15 protein-coding genes are annotated in these 16,846 nt (G+C 64.9%); 6 read left to right on the top strand and 9 right to left on the bottom strand.

All coding sequences use genetic code 11. The features are described from left to right. Window positions 1–368 precede the first annotated feature (368 nt). The 4 genes from NAG42_RS12135 to NAG42_RS12150 all read right to left on the bottom strand — a co-directional run bounded on the left by NAG42_RS12135 (window position 369) and on the right by NAG42_RS12150 (window position 5,824). Window positions 369–920 carry a hypothetical protein gene (locus NAG42_RS12135; RefSeq protein ID WP_250030335.1) on the bottom strand — a complete coding sequence of 184 codons (552 nt, stop codon included), beginning with the start codon at window positions 918–920 and terminating at the stop codon, window positions 369–371. Between the two features lie 821 nt (window positions 921–1,741). After that, window positions 1,742–2,797 carry an ImmA/IrrE family metallo-endopeptidase gene (locus tag NAG42_RS12140; RefSeq protein WP_250030336.1) on the bottom strand — a complete coding sequence of 352 codons (1,056 nt, stop codon included), beginning with the start codon at window positions 2,795–2,797 and terminating at the stop codon, window positions 1,742–1,744. Further along, window positions 2,794–3,432 carry a hypothetical protein gene (locus NAG42_RS12145; RefSeq protein ID WP_250030337.1) on the bottom strand — a complete coding sequence of 213 codons (639 nt, stop codon included), beginning with the start codon at window positions 3,430–3,432 and terminating at the stop codon, window positions 2,794–2,796. The genes NAG42_RS12140 and NAG42_RS12145 overlap by 4 nt, the downstream gene beginning before the upstream one ends. A 1,696-nt stretch (window positions 3,433–5,128) precedes the next feature. Beyond that, complete coding sequence (locus NAG42_RS12150; protein ID WP_250030338.1) at window positions 5,129–5,824, bottom strand: hypothetical protein; 696 nt, start codon at window positions 5,822–5,824, stop codon at window positions 5,129–5,131. 870 nt (window positions 5,825–6,694) lie between these two features. On the opposite strand from NAG42_RS12150, the gene NAG42_RS12155 reads away from it, so the two are divergent. Then, a complete protein-coding gene (locus NAG42_RS12155; RefSeq protein ID WP_250030339.1) occupies window positions 6,695–7,246 on the top strand; it encodes a hypothetical protein in 552 nt (183 codons plus the stop codon). A gap of 233 nt (window positions 7,247–7,479) precedes the next feature. Here NAG42_RS12155 and NAG42_RS45310 read toward each other — a convergent pair whose 3' ends face one another. After that, window positions 7,480–8,025, bottom strand: a complete 546-nt coding sequence (locus NAG42_RS45310; RefSeq protein ID WP_369077097.1) for a GNAT family N-acetyltransferase — start codon at window positions 8,023–8,025, stop codon at window positions 7,480–7,482. Beyond that, entirely contained in the window at window positions 8,022–8,513 is a 492-nt protein-coding gene (locus NAG42_RS12160; RefSeq protein WP_250030340.1) for a UTRA domain-containing protein, read from the bottom strand. The genes NAG42_RS45310 and NAG42_RS12160 overlap by 4 nt, the downstream gene beginning before the upstream one ends. A 108-nt stretch (window positions 8,514–8,621) precedes the next feature. Between NAG42_RS12160 and NAG42_RS12165 the strand changes: the two genes are divergently transcribed. Further along, on the top strand, window positions 8,622–8,870 hold the full coding sequence (locus NAG42_RS12165) for a tyrosine-type recombinase/integrase (protein ID WP_438872396.1): 249 nt from the start codon (window positions 8,622–8,624) through the stop codon (window positions 8,868–8,870). Between the two features lie 82 nt (window positions 8,871–8,952). Here NAG42_RS12165 and glnA read toward each other — a convergent pair whose 3' ends face one another. Further along, window positions 8,953–10,377 carry a type I glutamate--ammonia ligase gene (glnA, locus tag NAG42_RS12170; protein WP_250030341.1) on the bottom strand — a complete coding sequence of 475 codons (1,425 nt, stop codon included), beginning with the start codon at window positions 10,375–10,377 and terminating at the stop codon, window positions 8,953–8,955. A gap of 203 nt (window positions 10,378–10,580) precedes the next feature. Here glnA and NAG42_RS12175 point away from each other — a divergent pair, with 203 nt between their 5' ends. Next, window positions 10,581–10,985, top strand: a complete 405-nt coding sequence (locus NAG42_RS12175; RefSeq protein WP_250030342.1) for an RDD family protein — start codon at window positions 10,581–10,583, stop codon at window positions 10,983–10,985. 97 nt (window positions 10,986–11,082) lie between these two features. Here NAG42_RS12175 and NAG42_RS12180 read toward each other — a convergent pair whose 3' ends face one another. Then, window positions 11,083–11,769, bottom strand: a complete 687-nt coding sequence (locus tag NAG42_RS12180; protein WP_250030343.1) for a DUF4191 domain-containing protein — start codon at window positions 11,767–11,769, stop codon at window positions 11,083–11,085. Window positions 11,770–11,929: 160 nt separating this feature from the next. Between NAG42_RS12180 and NAG42_RS12185 the strand changes: the two genes are divergently transcribed. From NAG42_RS12185 to NAG42_RS12195, 3 genes are all read left to right on the top strand, one after another. Then, window positions 11,930–12,109: a hypothetical protein gene (locus NAG42_RS12185; protein ID WP_250030344.1), complete on the top strand. Its 180-nt coding sequence runs from the start codon at window positions 11,930–11,932 to the stop codon at window positions 12,107–12,109. Between the two features lie 65 nt (window positions 12,110–12,174). Next, window positions 12,175–15,195: a helix-turn-helix transcriptional regulator gene (locus tag NAG42_RS12190; protein WP_250030345.1), complete on the top strand. Its 3,021-nt coding sequence runs from the start codon at window positions 12,175–12,177 to the stop codon at window positions 15,193–15,195. A gap of 199 nt (window positions 15,196–15,394) precedes the next feature. Further along, window positions 15,395–15,901: an NUDIX domain-containing protein gene (locus NAG42_RS12195; protein WP_250030346.1), complete on the top strand. Its 507-nt coding sequence runs from the start codon at window positions 15,395–15,397 to the stop codon at window positions 15,899–15,901. Between the two features lie 167 nt (window positions 15,902–16,068). Here NAG42_RS12195 and NAG42_RS12200 read toward each other — a convergent pair whose 3' ends face one another. Beyond that, complete coding sequence (locus NAG42_RS12200; RefSeq protein ID WP_250030347.1) at window positions 16,069–16,578, bottom strand: GNAT family N-acetyltransferase; 510 nt, start codon at window positions 16,576–16,578, stop codon at window positions 16,069–16,071. Window positions 16,579–16,846: the final 268 nt, after the last annotated feature.

Raw genomic sequence — 16,846 nt, forward strand, 5'->3', positions numbered from 1 at the left:
GGCACCTGCGAGATCAGCACCCCGAGCGAGACCTGATCAGGACGCACCATCGGGCGATCCACCGCATCCGCTGTCATGACCGGTGATCCAAGCCATCACCACAACCGAAGTCACCACACCACGCCGACAACCGGGCTACCAGCTCAACCAAGATCAACTTAAGCTACGCGGCATTGCCCCGAGCCCGGGCTGGTGGCCTCCGGTGCGCGACAGGTCGCAGCGGGCGGCTGGGCATCCCAGAGCTGCATGGGGTCCAGGGGCGAGTAGCCCCGGCCGCCGGAGGCTTTCTCCGGGTTGTAGGGCAGGAGGCCCTGCCCGCCGGAGGCGGAGTACTGCTCGGCGCTTCGAGGTGCACGCGGCGCGGTCGCTTAATCCAGATCCGCCGTTCCGGCGGGACCTGGCAGAGCTTCGCCGCCATTTCCGGCTTTCCGCGCAGGGAGGTGCAGGTCGTTCTTAATTGCGTCAACCAGCTCTGCCCTGCGGGAGAAGTACTCCTGCCCTACAGCCTTCTCCTGATCAGTGCCAACCTGCTCCAAACTCCACTTTCCAGCGCTCTCAAGGGCGCTCCGGGCAGCATCGAAAACTTGCGATGTTCCATACAACTGTACGATGTACGAGATTCGGTATACATCGCTAAAGGGCTCGTTCGACACCTTAGAAATCATGCCTCTGCTGCGCTGTTCGACCAGATTCCCATAAATCATCAGGGCCCCGTAAAAATCTTCGTAGACCCCTCGGCGACGTTCGAAAGTTCGGGCGGCATCGTCGCGCAACCATCGTTCGCGTTCTTGTTCTCGTCCTCGCTCGAAAGACCAACGCTCCCGGGCGTTCGACTGATGTTGGGTGACGATAACGCCAGCCAGGGTACCGATCACTCCGATCGCCGCTACAGCGAGCGTGATCCAGAAAGGAGTCTGCACCCTTCGATACTGACGGAGTTAACGTAGCTGCGATAGTCTGCCCGGCGGACAATCAGACATGGCCTCGGCTTCGCCCCGTGTGGTGGCGGCCGAGGCTTCGCCGTATTCTGCCGGACTCGCGGTAGTCACTGCCGGGCTGCGCCGGGAGCGAAGCGGCAAGGCGCGGACGGCCGGCGCAGGTGGCCTGCGCGCGGCCCGCAGGCCGCCTTGAAGATGTAGAGAAAGTTCTCACCAGCGGGCTGCCCTCCCGCAGCGAAGTACTCGCTGCTTTTGTTCATAGTTTCTGTACGTCTTCAAGGCGGCCCGAAGCGGCCGCTCACTCCGTCGCTGGGGGCAGCGCATCGCCGCAGCGGCAAGCCCAAAGCTGCGGCGGCACGCTAATTAGGCGCTCCCCGTCGACACTCGTGGAAAACGCGGAGAGGGTTGGGCCTGCCGAAGGACTGACGAAAGTCCGGTGGGGTGGGGGTTGGCTGAGGCGGCCGACCGGCACGGCCAGGGCGACGCGGACGAGCTGCCGCTAGCAGACCGGTAGGGCGCGCGTCGCGGGGCCGTAGACGGCATGGGGCTACTGCGCCTCCGGCGGGGGGCTCTGGTTCTGGGACGGACGCGCTCAGCCCGTCACCCTCAGCCCGGGCAAAGCCGAGCACACCCCGCCGGCCCCCGCCAGCCTGGTTGCCTAGGGTCACGGTCGCAGCGACGCGACGGGGGCCGGCCGGGTCCGCCCCCGGGAAGGCGGGTCGAGGATGACGCGATGGCGCCAAGCCCCGAACGTTTCCACAGTCGACCGTCAAGGGAACCTTGACGGACCAAGTTCCCCCGACTTACCTAACGAGACGCAAACGTTGCGCTTCAGGCATCGGGAATTCAGCGGGAAAGCGGTTGTTAGGGAGGCCAACTACATCGGCCAACTCGGGCACTGAGTATGTGTGCTCGTTCAAGTGAACGCGGACGAGTTCTGCAATTACTTGCGGCTCTTCCCTGTCAATCGGATTTGGCTCGACAGTCAGGTATCCGGCTTTATTCATGTAAGCATGTAAGCTGCGACACCGACTCTGTGAGATTACCCCAAGATGCTCAGCGCGTAGAATTAACGACTGCATTGGAACTCGCCAGTATGGCTTCAGGGCGGCTGCCTTCCGGACGTCGATATCCGCTAGGTCAGCCACAATCTCCGCCGCTGGCATTAAAAGTTCTTCTGCGAACTGGTCCGCCTCGGCTTCGGCGGTATCACGTGGCGGCTCACCCTCATGCATGATCATATGACCAAGCTCATGCGCAAGAACGAATCTTTGCCGCTCCGGGCTCAGCTGAGAATGGAGCACAAATAGCGGTCCGCTACCAGGGTGCCAAATACTAATGGCATTGATCCGGTGTGTTTCAAAGTCTCGGCGAGCAACCACACCGCCCGCCGATTCAATTAGGTTTACCAGGTTAGTGACAGGACCCATTGGCATACGCCAGGCTGCCCGGACTTTGCGCGCCACCTCGTAAGCGCCACCAACGTCATCGATGTCGATTCTTGGGATGGTAAGAATCGTCTCAACATCGATATCGCTTAGGAGCCTATGGATGCGCATTCGGAGCAAGTTGATGCGCGCCTGAATTTTACGGAGTGTGCGCTGAGACAGGCTCTGCTGCTTGCGGTGAAAAAAGCTGGCACTGCCGAAGCCGTAAACGTCGTCATCCCAGCACAGCAGCTGAGGGGTGACTTGGAGGGCATCGGCAACGGTCGGCAGGTCGGCAGTCGGCAAGGGGCGTAGGCCATTCTCGGCCTTGCTCAATGTGGACTGAGCCAAACCGGTGACCTTCGAAAGTTCCTCCTGCGTCATGCCCTGTGCCTCCCGCGCCAGTACGAGCATGCGCGGGTTCTCAGTCACTCTTCGCTTCCTCCTGCGGCTTGTTGACCATCATCGATGATCTTCTTAACACGCTTGCTGCGAACCCGCGGGGCGGGGGCTGCTTCGGTACTCACTTGTGGCACGGCGGCGACCGGAGCAACTGTGCCGGAGATCTGGATCGGAGCCCACAGATGATCACCGAACATAGTGCAGGTCACGGCGACTTTTGCGATGTTGAGGTCAAGATCGTCCAGCAAGTAGCCGGCCACAACGTGCGTCATGGGCTGAATCGTCACCTCCGAGATCTCCAAGGTCTGATTGGAGAACGCGAGAGACTGGGCCGTGGCAACGCTGCTGGTCTTGAGCGTGTTCGACCGGAACTTCTTGAAGCGCATGGCTACCAAGTCGTGGAAACGGACGACCAGGAACCCCCGCTCCTTCCGGACCCGAACGTGAGGGTCAGGGGCGAAGCGCTTCGTGACCTCAACCACGATGAAGTCGTAGAGCGTGTTGGCCCGCGAACGAGCAGACACGTCCGCCGGAGACCCATCGAGCTTGCCAAGCCATGCCTGCCAACGCTGCATCGCAGCTCTGAAGCTGTCGTCCAACGCCGGTAGGTACGGCTTCAGCACGCCGTAGCAGTCGGTGCGATCCAAGGGCTCCGCGATCTCCATGCCAGGAAGGATGGCAGGTTGAAAAAGGTACGTCAAATATTCCGCTAGGTATTCCGGCACCGTGTCGTCGCCGTGCCCGCCCCGTGCCCGATGGACGAGCCAGCAGGGTCAACATCGGTCGGCCTCAAGCGCCACGGGGAGGGGTCCGTTGAGGTCGACCTGAGTCGGAACAGCCGATCAACACACTCCCAAGCTGACAGTGCGGGTTCGGTTCCCGTCACCCGCTTGGACGTTGAGGTTTGGCCAGGACATCTTTTCGGCCTGGCCAGGCGAAGCCGACGGGATGGCAAGATGCAGGGCTATGACCGAACGTGAGATAGCCGAAGTTGGAACCTGCGAGACCTGCCATGATCCAGTAGATCTCACGATCGGGTATGCCGTCGAGCACCACACTTTGCGTACCAATGACCCCGCCTGCGACGCGTGCTGGTACTGCTGGGACAAGCCTCGTTGCTACAGGTGCTTCAACGCCGACTGCGATTGCTCCAACCACTAGCGACGTGCCCGAACCATGGCCGGTGGGCTGATCAACAGGGATAGAGCACGACGGTGGCCCTCATTGATAAACGCGATTCCCAAGCTGAGGCCGTGTCCGTCTTTCGCGCCGTCCGCCGGCGGCGTAGCGCCACACGTCTACGGTGTGGACGTGGTCGACCACGGCGCTCCCGAAGAGGACACTCAGTGGCAGAGACTTGTGAGGTTCTGGCAAGCCGTCGGTGTCAACGTTGTAGCGAATCTTCTCGCGGCGGCGATCCTGTACCCGCTAGGCGCACTTTTTGGTCTGCTACCGAGGAATCGGGCGGCCATCCTGACAGCCGCTCTCCTTCTGTTACTCACCCTCATGGTGGCGTTGCATGTAGTCTCGCGGTCCCGCCGAGTGACGTATCGCCTCCGCGAACGCGCTTGGCTCGCGGCTTGGCTGATGGGCGTGGCCGGGGTCGGCGTTGGCGCTTACATATCCCCAGACCCCACTGACCGTAAGTTCTTCACGTTCGCAGCTGTTGGTCTGCTTGCCTTCTGGGTTGGCATCCTGAGGCAGTATCGGCGCGGCGTTCCGGTATACACGATCATGTCGAAGATCCCTCGCGATCTTGCCGAGCCTACCGAAGATTGCGTTGTTAGCAACCCACCCTCACCTCGACCAGACCTACCGGTAGGTGACCGATGGCGAGCGTGGCGTGCGGCGCACGATTTGGATCGCTCAGATGACCTTCAGAGCCAGGCCGTGCGGTCGTTCGGCTTGGTCGGGCGCTGGAAGCCATAGACTGCTACAAATCGCCGGAGAGATGTTGATGAGGAGCACGCCTTGGTCAGTAAGAGTCGTCGCGTGTCATGGACCACCATCGCTTGGTTTGTTCTCGCCTTCTTCTGCTTGTGGTTGACGATTAGTGCGGCGGTAGATCCAGATGGAGCGTGGTGGGTGCCGTTGACGTTCGGGGGCTGCACTGTTGTGGCAGCGGGTAGCGCGACCGTATGGCTGCGGCAAGACCTCAAGAGGAACAAGGCTCCATGACCCAAGGGTCGCTGCCGAGTGACCAAGTGGGTGAGCGTTAGGGCCGGTGAGTGACTAACTAGGTGACAATCGCCAGTGATCGTGGCGGACAACCGTGGATGGTAGTGGATTGAAAGTCACAGGTCAGCAAGCCGTTGACCAAGTTCATCCAAGATTGAAAGCTGCCTGGGGTCAAGGGATCACCTAAATAGGCCCCGCCTGACGGGTCTCTTCATCCTTATTGTCTTCTGATGATCGAGTTAACCTATCGAATCCCTTACCTGCCGCGTTTGACACCGTTTTGGAGTCAAGCCCGATCGCTCCTGGAATAGCGCCTACGATTGGCACAAAGCTGGCCGCTACTAGGCCCGCAGACCATAGAATATAAACCCAAACGACGACTATTTGGCGCGCGCGTTCCCGCGATAGCCAAGGTTGACTGATTGAAAGTGATTCGGCCGCCTGATCTACGGCGTAGAGCAATTGCTCGTCACTGTCGACAAGTTGCTCGACAGACTCGATATCATGATTGGAAATCTCTTCTGAATCGACGATTTCATCGAGTCGATGTAGGCCCTGTTCAGTGGGGAGTGTATCCGTAGCGTCAGCTGACGTGTTCGCCGCTTTGCTAATCCGGCGGAAAGCCTCTACAACTTCGGGGGTAAAAGCAGAAAGAATCTGAGCATTATATGATTGGACCTGTACGCGAAGATTCTGGGCGATATTTAGCTGGAGTTCCTGTAGTTGCGGTTGAATTGCTTTTGCAATCTGCTCCTGGATGCGGGATAGCGCGATTACGCTTGCCGTCGACTGGGCGAGCTGCTTTTGCAAGTTGGCGAACGCGGGAGCGACGCTGGCGCTGAAAGCTCGTGCCAAGGCGCGCCTCTGCTCCTCGGTCATTCGGAACTGTGGATCATTAGGATCCGGGCTTCCGACTGAAGCCTTGCCCATGCAGGCCCTCCGTGCATCGTGGGTGTCTAAGCGGGTGACAACGGGATGCTACAACCGCGGACGACCATAGACGCCCACGGAACGTTTAACCTGCTCCCGTGTATTGCCGGCACTGGTCCAGCCACGATGATCGTTCCTTGACACGGACGAAGTCGGCCCAACCCTCTCCGTAGGGCCGAGCCGACTTTGCTCAACGAAGCATGAGGCTCAGCAAAGTTGCCAGCGCGGTGAGCAGTGCAGCTACTGCCGAGATGTAGCCGATGAGGGTTGAGTGACTTCTACTCGCTGGTCTCGGCCGGCTGGACGCTCCGTCCTTCGCATCTACCTCGTGGGCATGATCGGGAGTTACAGTCAAAGCGCACTCCTTCTTGGTGTGGACTGGACGGAGGCGAGGCGGCACCCGGTGGCCTCCGGGTGCCGCTCAACATTTGCAGCGGCTACCGTCTCGCTCCACTCACGACCATGGAGTACACGGAGCTGATTGGCAAGGCTGTCAAGACATCTATCCGACATCTGACAGAAGTATGGCACGCTGTCGATTCGAGATAGCTGCGCTGCGACCTCCCCAAGGATCATCCCGAGCGGAACCGTGATAGCAACGCTGACAGCAACCGGCCCGGATGATCTCGGCCGCAACGGTGCAGCGATGGACGGTTGTTCGAGGTCGCGACCACGTACGGACGACGCCGGACGTGTCGCCCAAGACTTACAAGCGAGGGGTCGGGGGCCACCGTTCGTCTCCATGGCATATCGAACATCCATGGTGGTTGACACTGGCTACGGCTTCATGCGGACCCTCATTCGAGGAAGGATCCTTCTGTGAATATCTTGTCAGGCTGGCGGGAACAGTACGACCGGATGATCCGTAGCCGCGGCCACTTGGCCGAGGTGGTTACGGGCTCTGGTTCCCACGTCGTTGACTCAGACGACGCTCGGGACATATTGGTTTACTTCTACATGAATGCATATCATCTTAAAGACTGGATCAAGAACGATCCCGCAACCAGCTCCGCGGCTGGCTCTGTCGAGGGGTTCGTCGGAGCCACGGCAGCACTGCGGCTGTGCGCTGATCTCGCCAACGGCGTCAAGCACCTCAAGTTGACGCGACAAACAAAGACCGGCGACAGTCAGACCAGCTTCAGCAGTCAGAGCGTTGTCGTTCGTCCCGGCACAATTAGGGCCCGGGCCACGGTCAACGACGAGGGCCAAATCGCAGCTATCCGCAATACGCCGAGTGACGAACCGAAGCCAGCCCTCCACACCTGGGAAGTCAGATCTAGTGGGCAGGCGTACGACGCGCTTGAGCTGGCCGACGAAATCGTGGATGCGTGGAAAGCATGGCTCCAGCACCCGCAGCAACACCTCATGTAGGGGCTACTGTCGAGCCCGCCGCGCGGTACCTTTGGCCGGCGTGTGCTGACCGGTCTTTTGCACTGGAGTTGTTGACCGGTGCAACCGCGATCAACGTGGTGGAGTGACTAACTGAGTGACAATCGCCAGCGACCAAGGCGGACAACCACGGACGACCGTGGACTAGAAACCGCAGGTCAGCCTTTTCCGCTGCCAGCTCACGCGTCCGTGTTGGTTGCCTGGGGGGCAAGGAGTCAGCGGCGGCTACATGACTCCGCTTGCGCAGCTAGGCGTTGGAACAATGCGCCGGAGCCTCGATGGTGGAGGTTTACAGTTCTGACGTGGTCGAAGCCAACGCCGGTGTAGTACCGGTGAAGCGCGTCATTCGTGCGCCAAGCGTCGAGTCGGAGCCAGCGCTTCCCGGCAGCCGGGGCTAGCTTAGAGGCATAGTCGAGCATTTGAGCTCCGATGCCTTTGCCTGCGAAATGTCGGCCTACGATCATACGGTGTGCGTATAAGGCATCGTTCGGGTTGTCGTCGTCTGTCCAGAATTCTGGATCGGCGAATTTGTCGACCGTGATGGTGCCGACCAGGTCCTCACCGTCTAGTGCTACGTAGCAAGTGCCCTGAGCGATTGAGCGTGCGATGCCTGAGCGCACTTGATCCAATGAGAGGCGACCAGTCGTCTTCGGTTGCCACTGGTCCGTACCTTTATGAATCAGCCACTGACGCGCTTCCTCACGGAGCCCTACCAGGGCTTCGAAGTCTTTGAGTGTAGCTTTCCGGAGTATGACGGTCATTCGCTGGACTTTGGGAGGCGAAGCCGCTCGAAGGCAATGACGTGACGATCACCTGGGAGGAGGTTAAGGACCACTCGAACGGAGCGGCCTTCCTCCGCATAGCCGGTGACGATGTGATAGGTGACGGGTGTGCCCGGGCCGAGTTGGAGCCGTTGCGTTTCGCCCGGCGTCGGCATCCTGACGTAGAGTTCGTCGAGAGCTCGGACCTGCTCAAAGCCCCTCTCGGCGAGAACCTGGTTAGCGCCTCGAGCGATGTCTTCCGGACGCATGATCTCAGTGTCTCGGGCGAGCGAGAGTGGGTAATAGCTGTCGTTTGTGTTGTATGGCTCGCCGTCAAGGTAGCGCACTCGACGTCGTACGACCGTTGGCTCACCATCAGCTAGAACGAGTCGCTTCTTTACGTCTGCGGGCGGCTCGACAATGGCTACTTCGATTGTCTGCATTGGCTCCCGGCCGGCGGCCGAGTGTTCTGCAAGGAAGATGTCCATCTCCCGGGACAGCGGTCGAGGCCGGAACCTTCCTGAGGTCTGTAGTGCAACGGCTTGCGGTCACGCACGAAGTAGCCGCGTGGCCGCGCAGCGACAACTAGCCCCTCGTTGACCAAAGTCGGCCTGCCGATGCGGTGGGGGTTTCACGGCTTGAGGCACTACTACGCCACGCTGCTCATTCATGCGGGTGCCAGCGTGAAGACGGTGCAACTGTCGCTCGGGCACTCCACACCCACGATCACGCTCAATGAGTACGTACATGAGTGGCCCGACGTGCTCGACCGGCCACGATCATTGGTCGACGGGGCGCTGGGCGCACGCGAAACGGCGGCCACGTCGGCTGGGAGCCGATCATGACCGCCGTCTCGTGAGTTGTGCCCCACATTGTGCCCTAGATCAGATCAGCAGATGTTTCCGCTGGTCACGGGCTCAAACTGGGTCAGACGTTGTAGTACATCTCGAACTCGTGCGGGGTCGGGCGGAGGCGGACCGGGTCGATCTCGTTGGTGCGCTTCCAGTCGACCCAGGTGCTGATCAGGTCGTCGGTGAAGACGCCGCCGGCCGTGAGGAACTCGTGGTCGGCCTCGAGGCTGTTGAGCACCGCGTCGAGCGAGCCCGGCACCTGCTTGACGCTGCCCCACTCCTCGGGCGGCAGGTCGTACAGGTCCTTGTCGATCGGGGCCGGGGGCTCGATCTTGTTCTTGATGCCGTCGAGGCCCGCCATCATCTGGGCCGAGAACGCCAGGTACGGGTTCGACGACGGGTCGGGCACGCGGAACTCGACGCGCTTGGCCTTCGGGTTGCTGCCCGTGACCGGGATGCGGGTGCAGGCCGAGCGGTTGCGCTGCGAGTAGACCAGGTTGACCGGGGCCTCGTAGCCGGGCACCAGGCGACGGTACGAGTTGACCGTCGGGTTGGTGAAGGCCAGCAGGCTGGGCGCGTGGTGCAGCAGGCCGCCGATGTACCAGCGGGCCGTGTCGGACAGACCCGCGTAGCCGGTCTCGTCATAGAACAGCGGCTCGCCGTTCAGCCACAGGCTCTGGTGGGTGTGCATGCCCGAGCCGTTGTCGCCGAACAGCGGCTTCGGCATGAACGTGGCGGTCTTGCCGTGCTCCCAGGCGGTGTTCTTGATGATGTACTTGAACATCTGCATCTGGTCGCCGGCGTGCAGCAGCGTCGAGAACTTGTAGTTGATCTCGCCCTGGCCCGCGGTGCCGACCTCGTGGTGCGAGCGCTCGACGGTGAAGCCGACGTCGATCAGGCGGCGCACCATGGCGTCACGCAGGTCGCTGTAGTGGTCGAGCGGCGCGACGGGGAAGTAGCCGCCCTTGTAAGCGGTCTTGTAACCGCGGTTGCCACCCTCCTCCTCCTTGCCGGAGTTCCAGGCGCCCTCGATCGAGTCGATGTGGTAGAACGCCTCGTTGGCACTGGTGGAGTGGCGGATCGAGTCGAAGATGTAGAACTCCGCCTCGGCGCCGAAGAAGGCGGTGTCGGCGATGCCGCTGGAGGCCAGGTAAGTCTCCGCCTTCTTGGCCACGTTCCGCGGGTCACGCGAGTAGGCCTCGCGGGTGAACGGGTCGTGGATGAAGAAGTTGAGCGCGAGCGTCTTCTGGATCCGGAACGGGTCGATGAAGGCCGTGGTGACGTCCGGCAGCAGCATCATGTCGGACTCGTGGATGGCCTGGAACCCGCGGATCGAGGATCCGTCGAAGGCGAGGCCGTCGGTCACGACGCTGTCGTCGAACGACTCGACCGGCATGTTGAAGTGCTGCATCACACCGGGCAGGTCACAGAACCGCACGTCGACGAACTTGACGTCCTCGTCTTTGAGGTATCGCAGCAATTCCTCGGGATTGGCGAACAACACGTCCTCCTGGCACAGGATTTCGATACCGGGGCGGCGTGGTTCCGCCGCGTGGTCAAGGCTGGTCGCGACGCTATGGGGCTGGAGTTGCCCGGGCGTATCCCTATTGTTTCCGTCATGTTACGGAGTCTGTGGGTAGTCGCCGATGCTCCGCCCGACCACAGCGAGGCTACCGCGAAAACCGTCCCGGCTAGGCTGGTTGCATGGTTTCGGCAGGCAAGACCCCATCCGGTACGCAGGGAGCGCTCGACCTCTCCGGCGTCAAGCTGGCCTCGCTGGGCCGGCGGGCCGGTGCCCTGCTGATCGACTGGGCCCTGGCCACGGTCATCGCCACCCTGCTGGTCGACGACCTGCGCGCCAATCCCTGGCCCCAGCTGGGCGTCTTCGTGCTGGCGCACGCGTTCTTCGTCGGCCTGTTCGGACAGACGGCGGGCATGGCGCTGGCCCGCATCCGCTGCGTCTCCATCGTGGACGGCGGCGCGATCGGTCTGCCTCGCGCGATCATCCGCGCCCTGCTCCTGGCGCTGGTCATCCCCGCGGTGATCAACGACGGCGACGGCCGCGGCCTGCACGACCGCGCGGCCCGCTCGGTCATGGTCCAGCGCTGACAAAAAAGGAAAAACCCCTTCCCGCGTACGGCGGTCAGGGGTCTCCGATCGAGCCGGTCAGGCCCTCATCCCCGTACGCGGGGAGGGGTTGACCTGGTCAGCGCGGGCGCTGCTGGCGCATGCCCTTGTTGGGGCGCATGTTCTTGGGGATGGCGCCCTTGGGCATCTGCGGGCGGGCCATCAGGGCGCCCAGGCGCTTGTCGAGCGAGTTGACGTCCTTGCCGGTGAGGTTGCGAGGGAGCCGCATCATCGTCGAGCGCAGTTTCTTGACCGGGAGCTGGCCCTCGTCGCTGCCGATCACGTAGTCGTAGAGCGGCGCGTTGCCGATGACCTTGGAGAGGCGGCGCTTCTCCTGGCCGAGCAGGCCGCGCACCCGCTGCGGGTTGCCCTCGGCCAGCAGGATCACGCCGGGCCGGCCGACCACCACGTGCACCATGTCGAACTGGGTCGTCGACGCGGCCGCCGGGCGGACCCGCCAGTCACCGCGCATGTTCTCGATCAGCGAGGCGGCGGCGCCGGGCTGGCCCTCGGCCGCGTTCATCATCGCGGCGTTGGAGCGCAGGTTGAGCACGATCACGGCGGCCAGCAGGGTGACCATGATGCCGATCGGCAGGTAGATCCAGCCGAACAGGATCACCAGGACGACGGTCAGGGCGAGCGGGATCAGAACAGCCGCGAGAAGCAGCGGAACGAACCACTTGTCCTGCTTCGCGGTGAACGAGAACACCTGACCGATCTGCTTCAGGCGCGTGCCGAACGACACCTTCTCCTGCTCTTTTGCCATAACTCGAAAGTGTAGTGGGGCGGGTCCTTACTCACGCACCGGTGGTCCTCCCTACTCGTAAGGAGGCGCCGGACGCCGATATGAGGCAGGTTCCCCATGCCCGGCGGGTGCCTTCCGGCGAAGAGTTCCTCTCAGAAGAACTCCGACGGAAGGCACCGAGATGTTCCCGTACAACGACCCCCACACCATGCTTGACCTGCACCACCAGCGCGCCGGTGAGCTGAGCCGCCGCGCCGCCGACGCGCGCCGCGCGCGGGAGGCCACCACCGGCCGCCGCCGCTTCGGGCGGTGGCCCCGCAGGCGGGCCGAGCAACCGGCCCGGGCCGCTGTGGCCGCATGACAGCCGTGGCGGGCCGGGTTTTCGCGGCGGAAAACCTGTCGCACCCCCATGGCATGCTCCAACTCATGACGGTGCATGCGCACAGCGAGGTTCTGGTCGGCCGTGAGGCCGACCTGGCCGTGCTGCGCGACGCGCTGAAACAGGCCCGCCACGCCGAGCCGTCGACCGTGCTGGTCGGCGGCGAGGCCGGGGTGGGCAAGACCCGCCTGGTCGAGGAGTTCCGCCGCGGTCTGGCCGGCGAGCCCGTCCGGGTGCTGTCCGGCCAGTGCCTCGAGCTGGGGGAGGAGGGTCTGCCCTTCGCCCCGTTCGCGGGTGCGCTGCGCGAGCTGGTGCGGGCCGAGGGGCCCGCCGCGCTCGACGGTCACGAGCGGGAGCTCGCCCGGCTGCTGCCCGAGCTGGGTCCGCCGCCCGAGGGTGAGGCCCGCCGCGGCTTGCTCTTCGAGGCGGTGGCCGCGCTGCTCGGGCGCCGGCCGCTGGTCCTGGTGATCGAGGATCTGCACTGGGCCGACCGCTCCACCCGAGACCTCATCCTGTTCCTCGTGCGGGCCGCCCGGCTGCCCCAGTTGCTGTTGATCACGACCTACCGCACCGACGAGCTGCACCGCGGCCACCCGTTGCGGCCGTTCCTGGCCGAGCTCGACCGCGTCCGGGGCGTGCAGCGCCTCGAGCTCGGCCGGCTCGACCGCGAGGGCACGGCCGAGTTGCTCACCCACCTGCTCGGCACCGAGCCCGGCGCGCGCGTGGTCGACACGGTCAACGAGCGCGCCCAGGGCAACCCGTTCTTCATCGAGCAGTTCGCCGGGGCCGCCTTCGACGAGATCCCGGCCAGCCTGCGCGACCTGCTGCTCTCCCGGGTCGATCAGCTGCCCGAGCCGGCCCAGCGGGTGCTGCGGGTGGCCGCGGTCGGGGGCACCCGGTTCGGCCACGAGCTGCTCGCCCGCGTCGCCGGTCTGGACGAGGCGGCCCTCGAGTCGGCGCTGCGCGTGATCGTGGCCGCCCAGCTCGTCATGGTCGTCGACGCCGACGGGGGCTACGAGTTCCGCCACGCCCTCGTGCGCGAGGCGGTCCACGACGACCTGCTGCCCGGCGAGCACGCCCGGCTGCACGCGCGTTACGCCCGGGCCGTCGAGGCCGAGCCTCACCTGGTCGCCATGGGCCGTGCGGCGGCCGAGATCGCGCACCACTGGCACGCGGCCCACGACCACCCGCGAGCGTTGATCACCGCCAAGATCGCCGCCGACGAGGCCGGCCGCCGCTTCGCGTATGGGGAACAGGCCAGCCTGCTCGACCGGGTGCTCCGGCTCTGGGAGGACGTGCCCGACGCCCGGACGCTGCTGGGCATCGACCACCTCGACCTGCTCGAGGAGTCGGCGCTGGCCGCGATCGACTCCGGCGAGCACATGCGCGCGCTCACCCTGACCCGGGCCGCGCTCGGTGATCTCGACGCCGAGGCCGAGCCGCTGCGCGCGGGCCGCCTGCTGGTGCGCCGGGCCAAACTGCTGCGCACGGCCGGCAAATCCAACGGCGAGGCCGAGTGCAACGAGGCGTTCCGGCTGCTCAGCATGGCCCCGCGCGGCGCCGGCCGGGTGCGCCTGCTGGCCGACCTGGCCCATCAGCTGGCCGGCATCGACGCCGACCGCGCGGCCGAGGTGGCCCGCGTCGCGATGGCCGACGCCACCGAGCAGGGTGACCTCGCCGCTCTGGTGACGGCCGAGGTGGCGTTCGGCGCCTCCTGCACCGGCCGGATCCTGGCGGCCGACACCCTGCCGGTCATGCGTGACGCCGTCGCCCGGGCCCGCACGGCCGGCGACCTGGCCGCCTTCACCCACGGGCTGGTCAACGTCTCCGACGCCCTGTTCGAGCTGGGCCGATACGACGAGTCGGCCGCCGCCGCGGCCGAGGGACTGCCCGACGCCGGCCGCATCGGCGTCAGCCGCACCACCGGCGTCTACCTGCTGGCCAACCACGCCGAGGCGCTGATCGCCCTGGGCCGCTGGGACGAGGCGGACGCCCGCCTGGCCGAGGCCGCGCGGCTCGACCCACCCGAGACGCTGGCCCTGCCCTGGCTCCGGCTGCGCGCCCGCATCCGCCTGGCCCGCGGCCGCGAGGACGCCGATTCGCTGGTCAGCCGCTCGGTCGACTTCCTGCGCCGCCCCTACCTGAGCAACGAGAGCCGCCTGGCCACGCTCGACCTGCGCATCCTGGCCGCCTTCGACGACCCCGACCCGGCGGTCGCCCTCGACGCCGCCCGAGCGGCCCTGGCCGAGCCCAAGTTGACGGTGCGGCCCCGCTACTGCTGGTCGATCCTGGCCCACGCGGCCCGGGCCGCGACCCGGGCCGCCGACCCCGCTGTGGCCGAGTCCGTGGCTGCCGTGGCCGCCGAGCTGCCCCAGCGCTATCCGGCCGAGATGGCCTTCGCGGCGCATGTCCGCGCCTTCCTCGAGGGCGGCGAGCCCCGCTGGCGCGAGGCCGTCGAAGCCTGGCGTGCCGACGGCCACCGCTACGAACTGGCCTGCGCCCTGCTGGGCCTGGCCGAGGCCCAGGCCGCCGCCCGCACAGCCACCCGTTCCGACGCGGCGGTCCGTTCCGAGGCGGCGGTCCGTTCCGAGGCGGCGGTCCGTTCCGAGGCGGCGGTCCGTTCCGATACGGCCGGCCGTTCCGATGCGGCCGTCCGCTCAGCTGGGCTCTCCGACGCCACTGCCGCTGCTCGCGGCGAAGCCGGTGTCGTCACCCGCGGCGCGGTCGAGCGTTCGTCTGATCCGGCCGAGTCGATCGCCGAGGCGGTCGCTGTCGCCGCGGCGCTGGGTGCGGCGCCGCTGGTCGAGGCGGCCGACACCCTGTCGCGGCGGCTCGGCATCCGGGCGTCGGCGCCGGCCGCCGAGCGGGACGAGTTGCTGACTGCCCGCGAGCGCGAGGTTCTGCGCCTGGTCGCCGAGGGGCACAGCAACAGCCGCATCGCCGCCGATCTCTTCATCTCACCCAAGACGGCGAGCGTCCACGTCTCCCGCATCATCGCCAAGCTGGAGGTCACCAACCGGGGCGAAGCCGCGGCGGTGGCCCGCCGGTTGGGTCTTCTCGACGACTGAAAGGCAACTGGTTCCGAACGCGAAGAGCGGTCCCGTCCAGGCGTGAGTCTGGGTCCCGGTATCCGCCCGGGGGTTCCATCGGGCGGGAGTTCGGGACCCGACGAAGCCAACCGACGAGCGTCCGTCAAAAGTCTGTTGGAGCGCTACCCGCGTCCGACGTCGATCATCGCGGTACACGCGCACAGGATCGGGAGTGTGTATGTCGCTGAACCTTCGAACCTCTGCCCGCGCGATCATCCTCGACGAAGCCGATCAGATCCTGTTGTGCCGTTTCGTCTTCCCGCACCCGGCGGTTCCGGATGGAGCCCCGGCCGTCTGGGCTGCTCCTGGTGGCGGCATAGAACCAGGTGAGGACGGGCTGTCGGCATTGCGCCGTGAGCTGCGCGAGGAAACCGGCTTGGTGACCGTCGCCGATCCGCCGCATGTTTGGCACCAGGTCCTTGCCGCAGATCATGCGCCGCCCGGCTTGGACGGCATGGTCAACGACTACTTCCTCGTCCGCGCCACCCATTTCGAGCCCCAGGGCGAGTTCACCGACGACCAACTCGCCGTGGATGAGCACCTCGCCGGCTTTCGCTGGTGGCGACTCCCGGAGATCGCCGATTACCGCGGAGCTGACCTGTTCTCGCCCCGCGACCTCGCCACACCACTGACACACCTGCTCATGTCCGGGATACCCGCCGACCCGGTCACGCTCGGCTTATGAAGGTCAGTGGCCCGCCGAGTTACGTGATCGCCGGCGGGTCACGGATGAACTACGTCTTTCCCGGTCAATGGGCGGGAGCTCTGGCCCGGAAGGGACGCCCACCCGGGCCCCGTTCGCGGCTCTGTCCCGTGAAGAGTGATTGATCTTTGGGTGAGGCGGCCGGGTGTCTACACGTCATGCACGTAGAGCCGCAGCGTTGCCGGGGTTCCATCGGGTTGCTTGTCAGTGCCGGACGTGAAGTCGTGGACGTAGATGAAACCGCTCTTCTCGGCGACGCGGACGGAGGCGAGGTTGTCGGGGTCGACTCGGATGGCGGCGCGCGTTCCGATGCGATTCTCGCGCATGTGCTCGAGGGTGAGACGTACGGCTTCAACCGCGACTCCTCGCCCGCGGGCCCACGGGTGGACGGCGTAGCTGATGTTGACGTCGCCGGGTTTCAGGCCGTCGATGACATCCGGGTCGCAGTCGACGTATCCGGCGAGGCGGTCATCGAGGCACACGCCGAAGCCTCGCTTGCCGCGCTCCGCGCGAGCGTTGCCGGCCAGCTTGTTGAAGTGGGCGGCCGTCGTCTCGGCGGAGCTGGGGGAGCCGTTCAGCCAGCGAACGGTGTGCTCGTCCTCGCCGGCGTTGTGCGCCTCGACATCTTCGTCGGTCAGAGCTCGCAGCGTGATCCTCATCCGGTGACCATAAGGAGCCGTTCGCAGTGCACGACAGTGGTATTTGAAGTTCTTCGTGGCATCAGGTCAGGAGGACTCGTTGAGGCGTGGCCATGTCGCTGGGTCAGGATCGCCGCAAAGGAACGCACCAGACCAGCGGCGACTCGTAGTTCGGGCGGGTATCGAGGATCGTGGTCAGACGGGCGGTGTCGCGGTCGGTGAGGTTGTCCGGGGTGCCGGCAGATCCTCGTCCGGCTCCCGCTGGTACCGGTCTTCCGGTCTCACCACC

Origin of the sequence: Paractinoplanes maris, from assembly GCF_023544465.1 — a bacterium.
GTDB lineage: Bacteria > Actinomycetota > Actinomycetes > Mycobacteriales > Micromonosporaceae > Actinoplanes > Actinoplanes maris.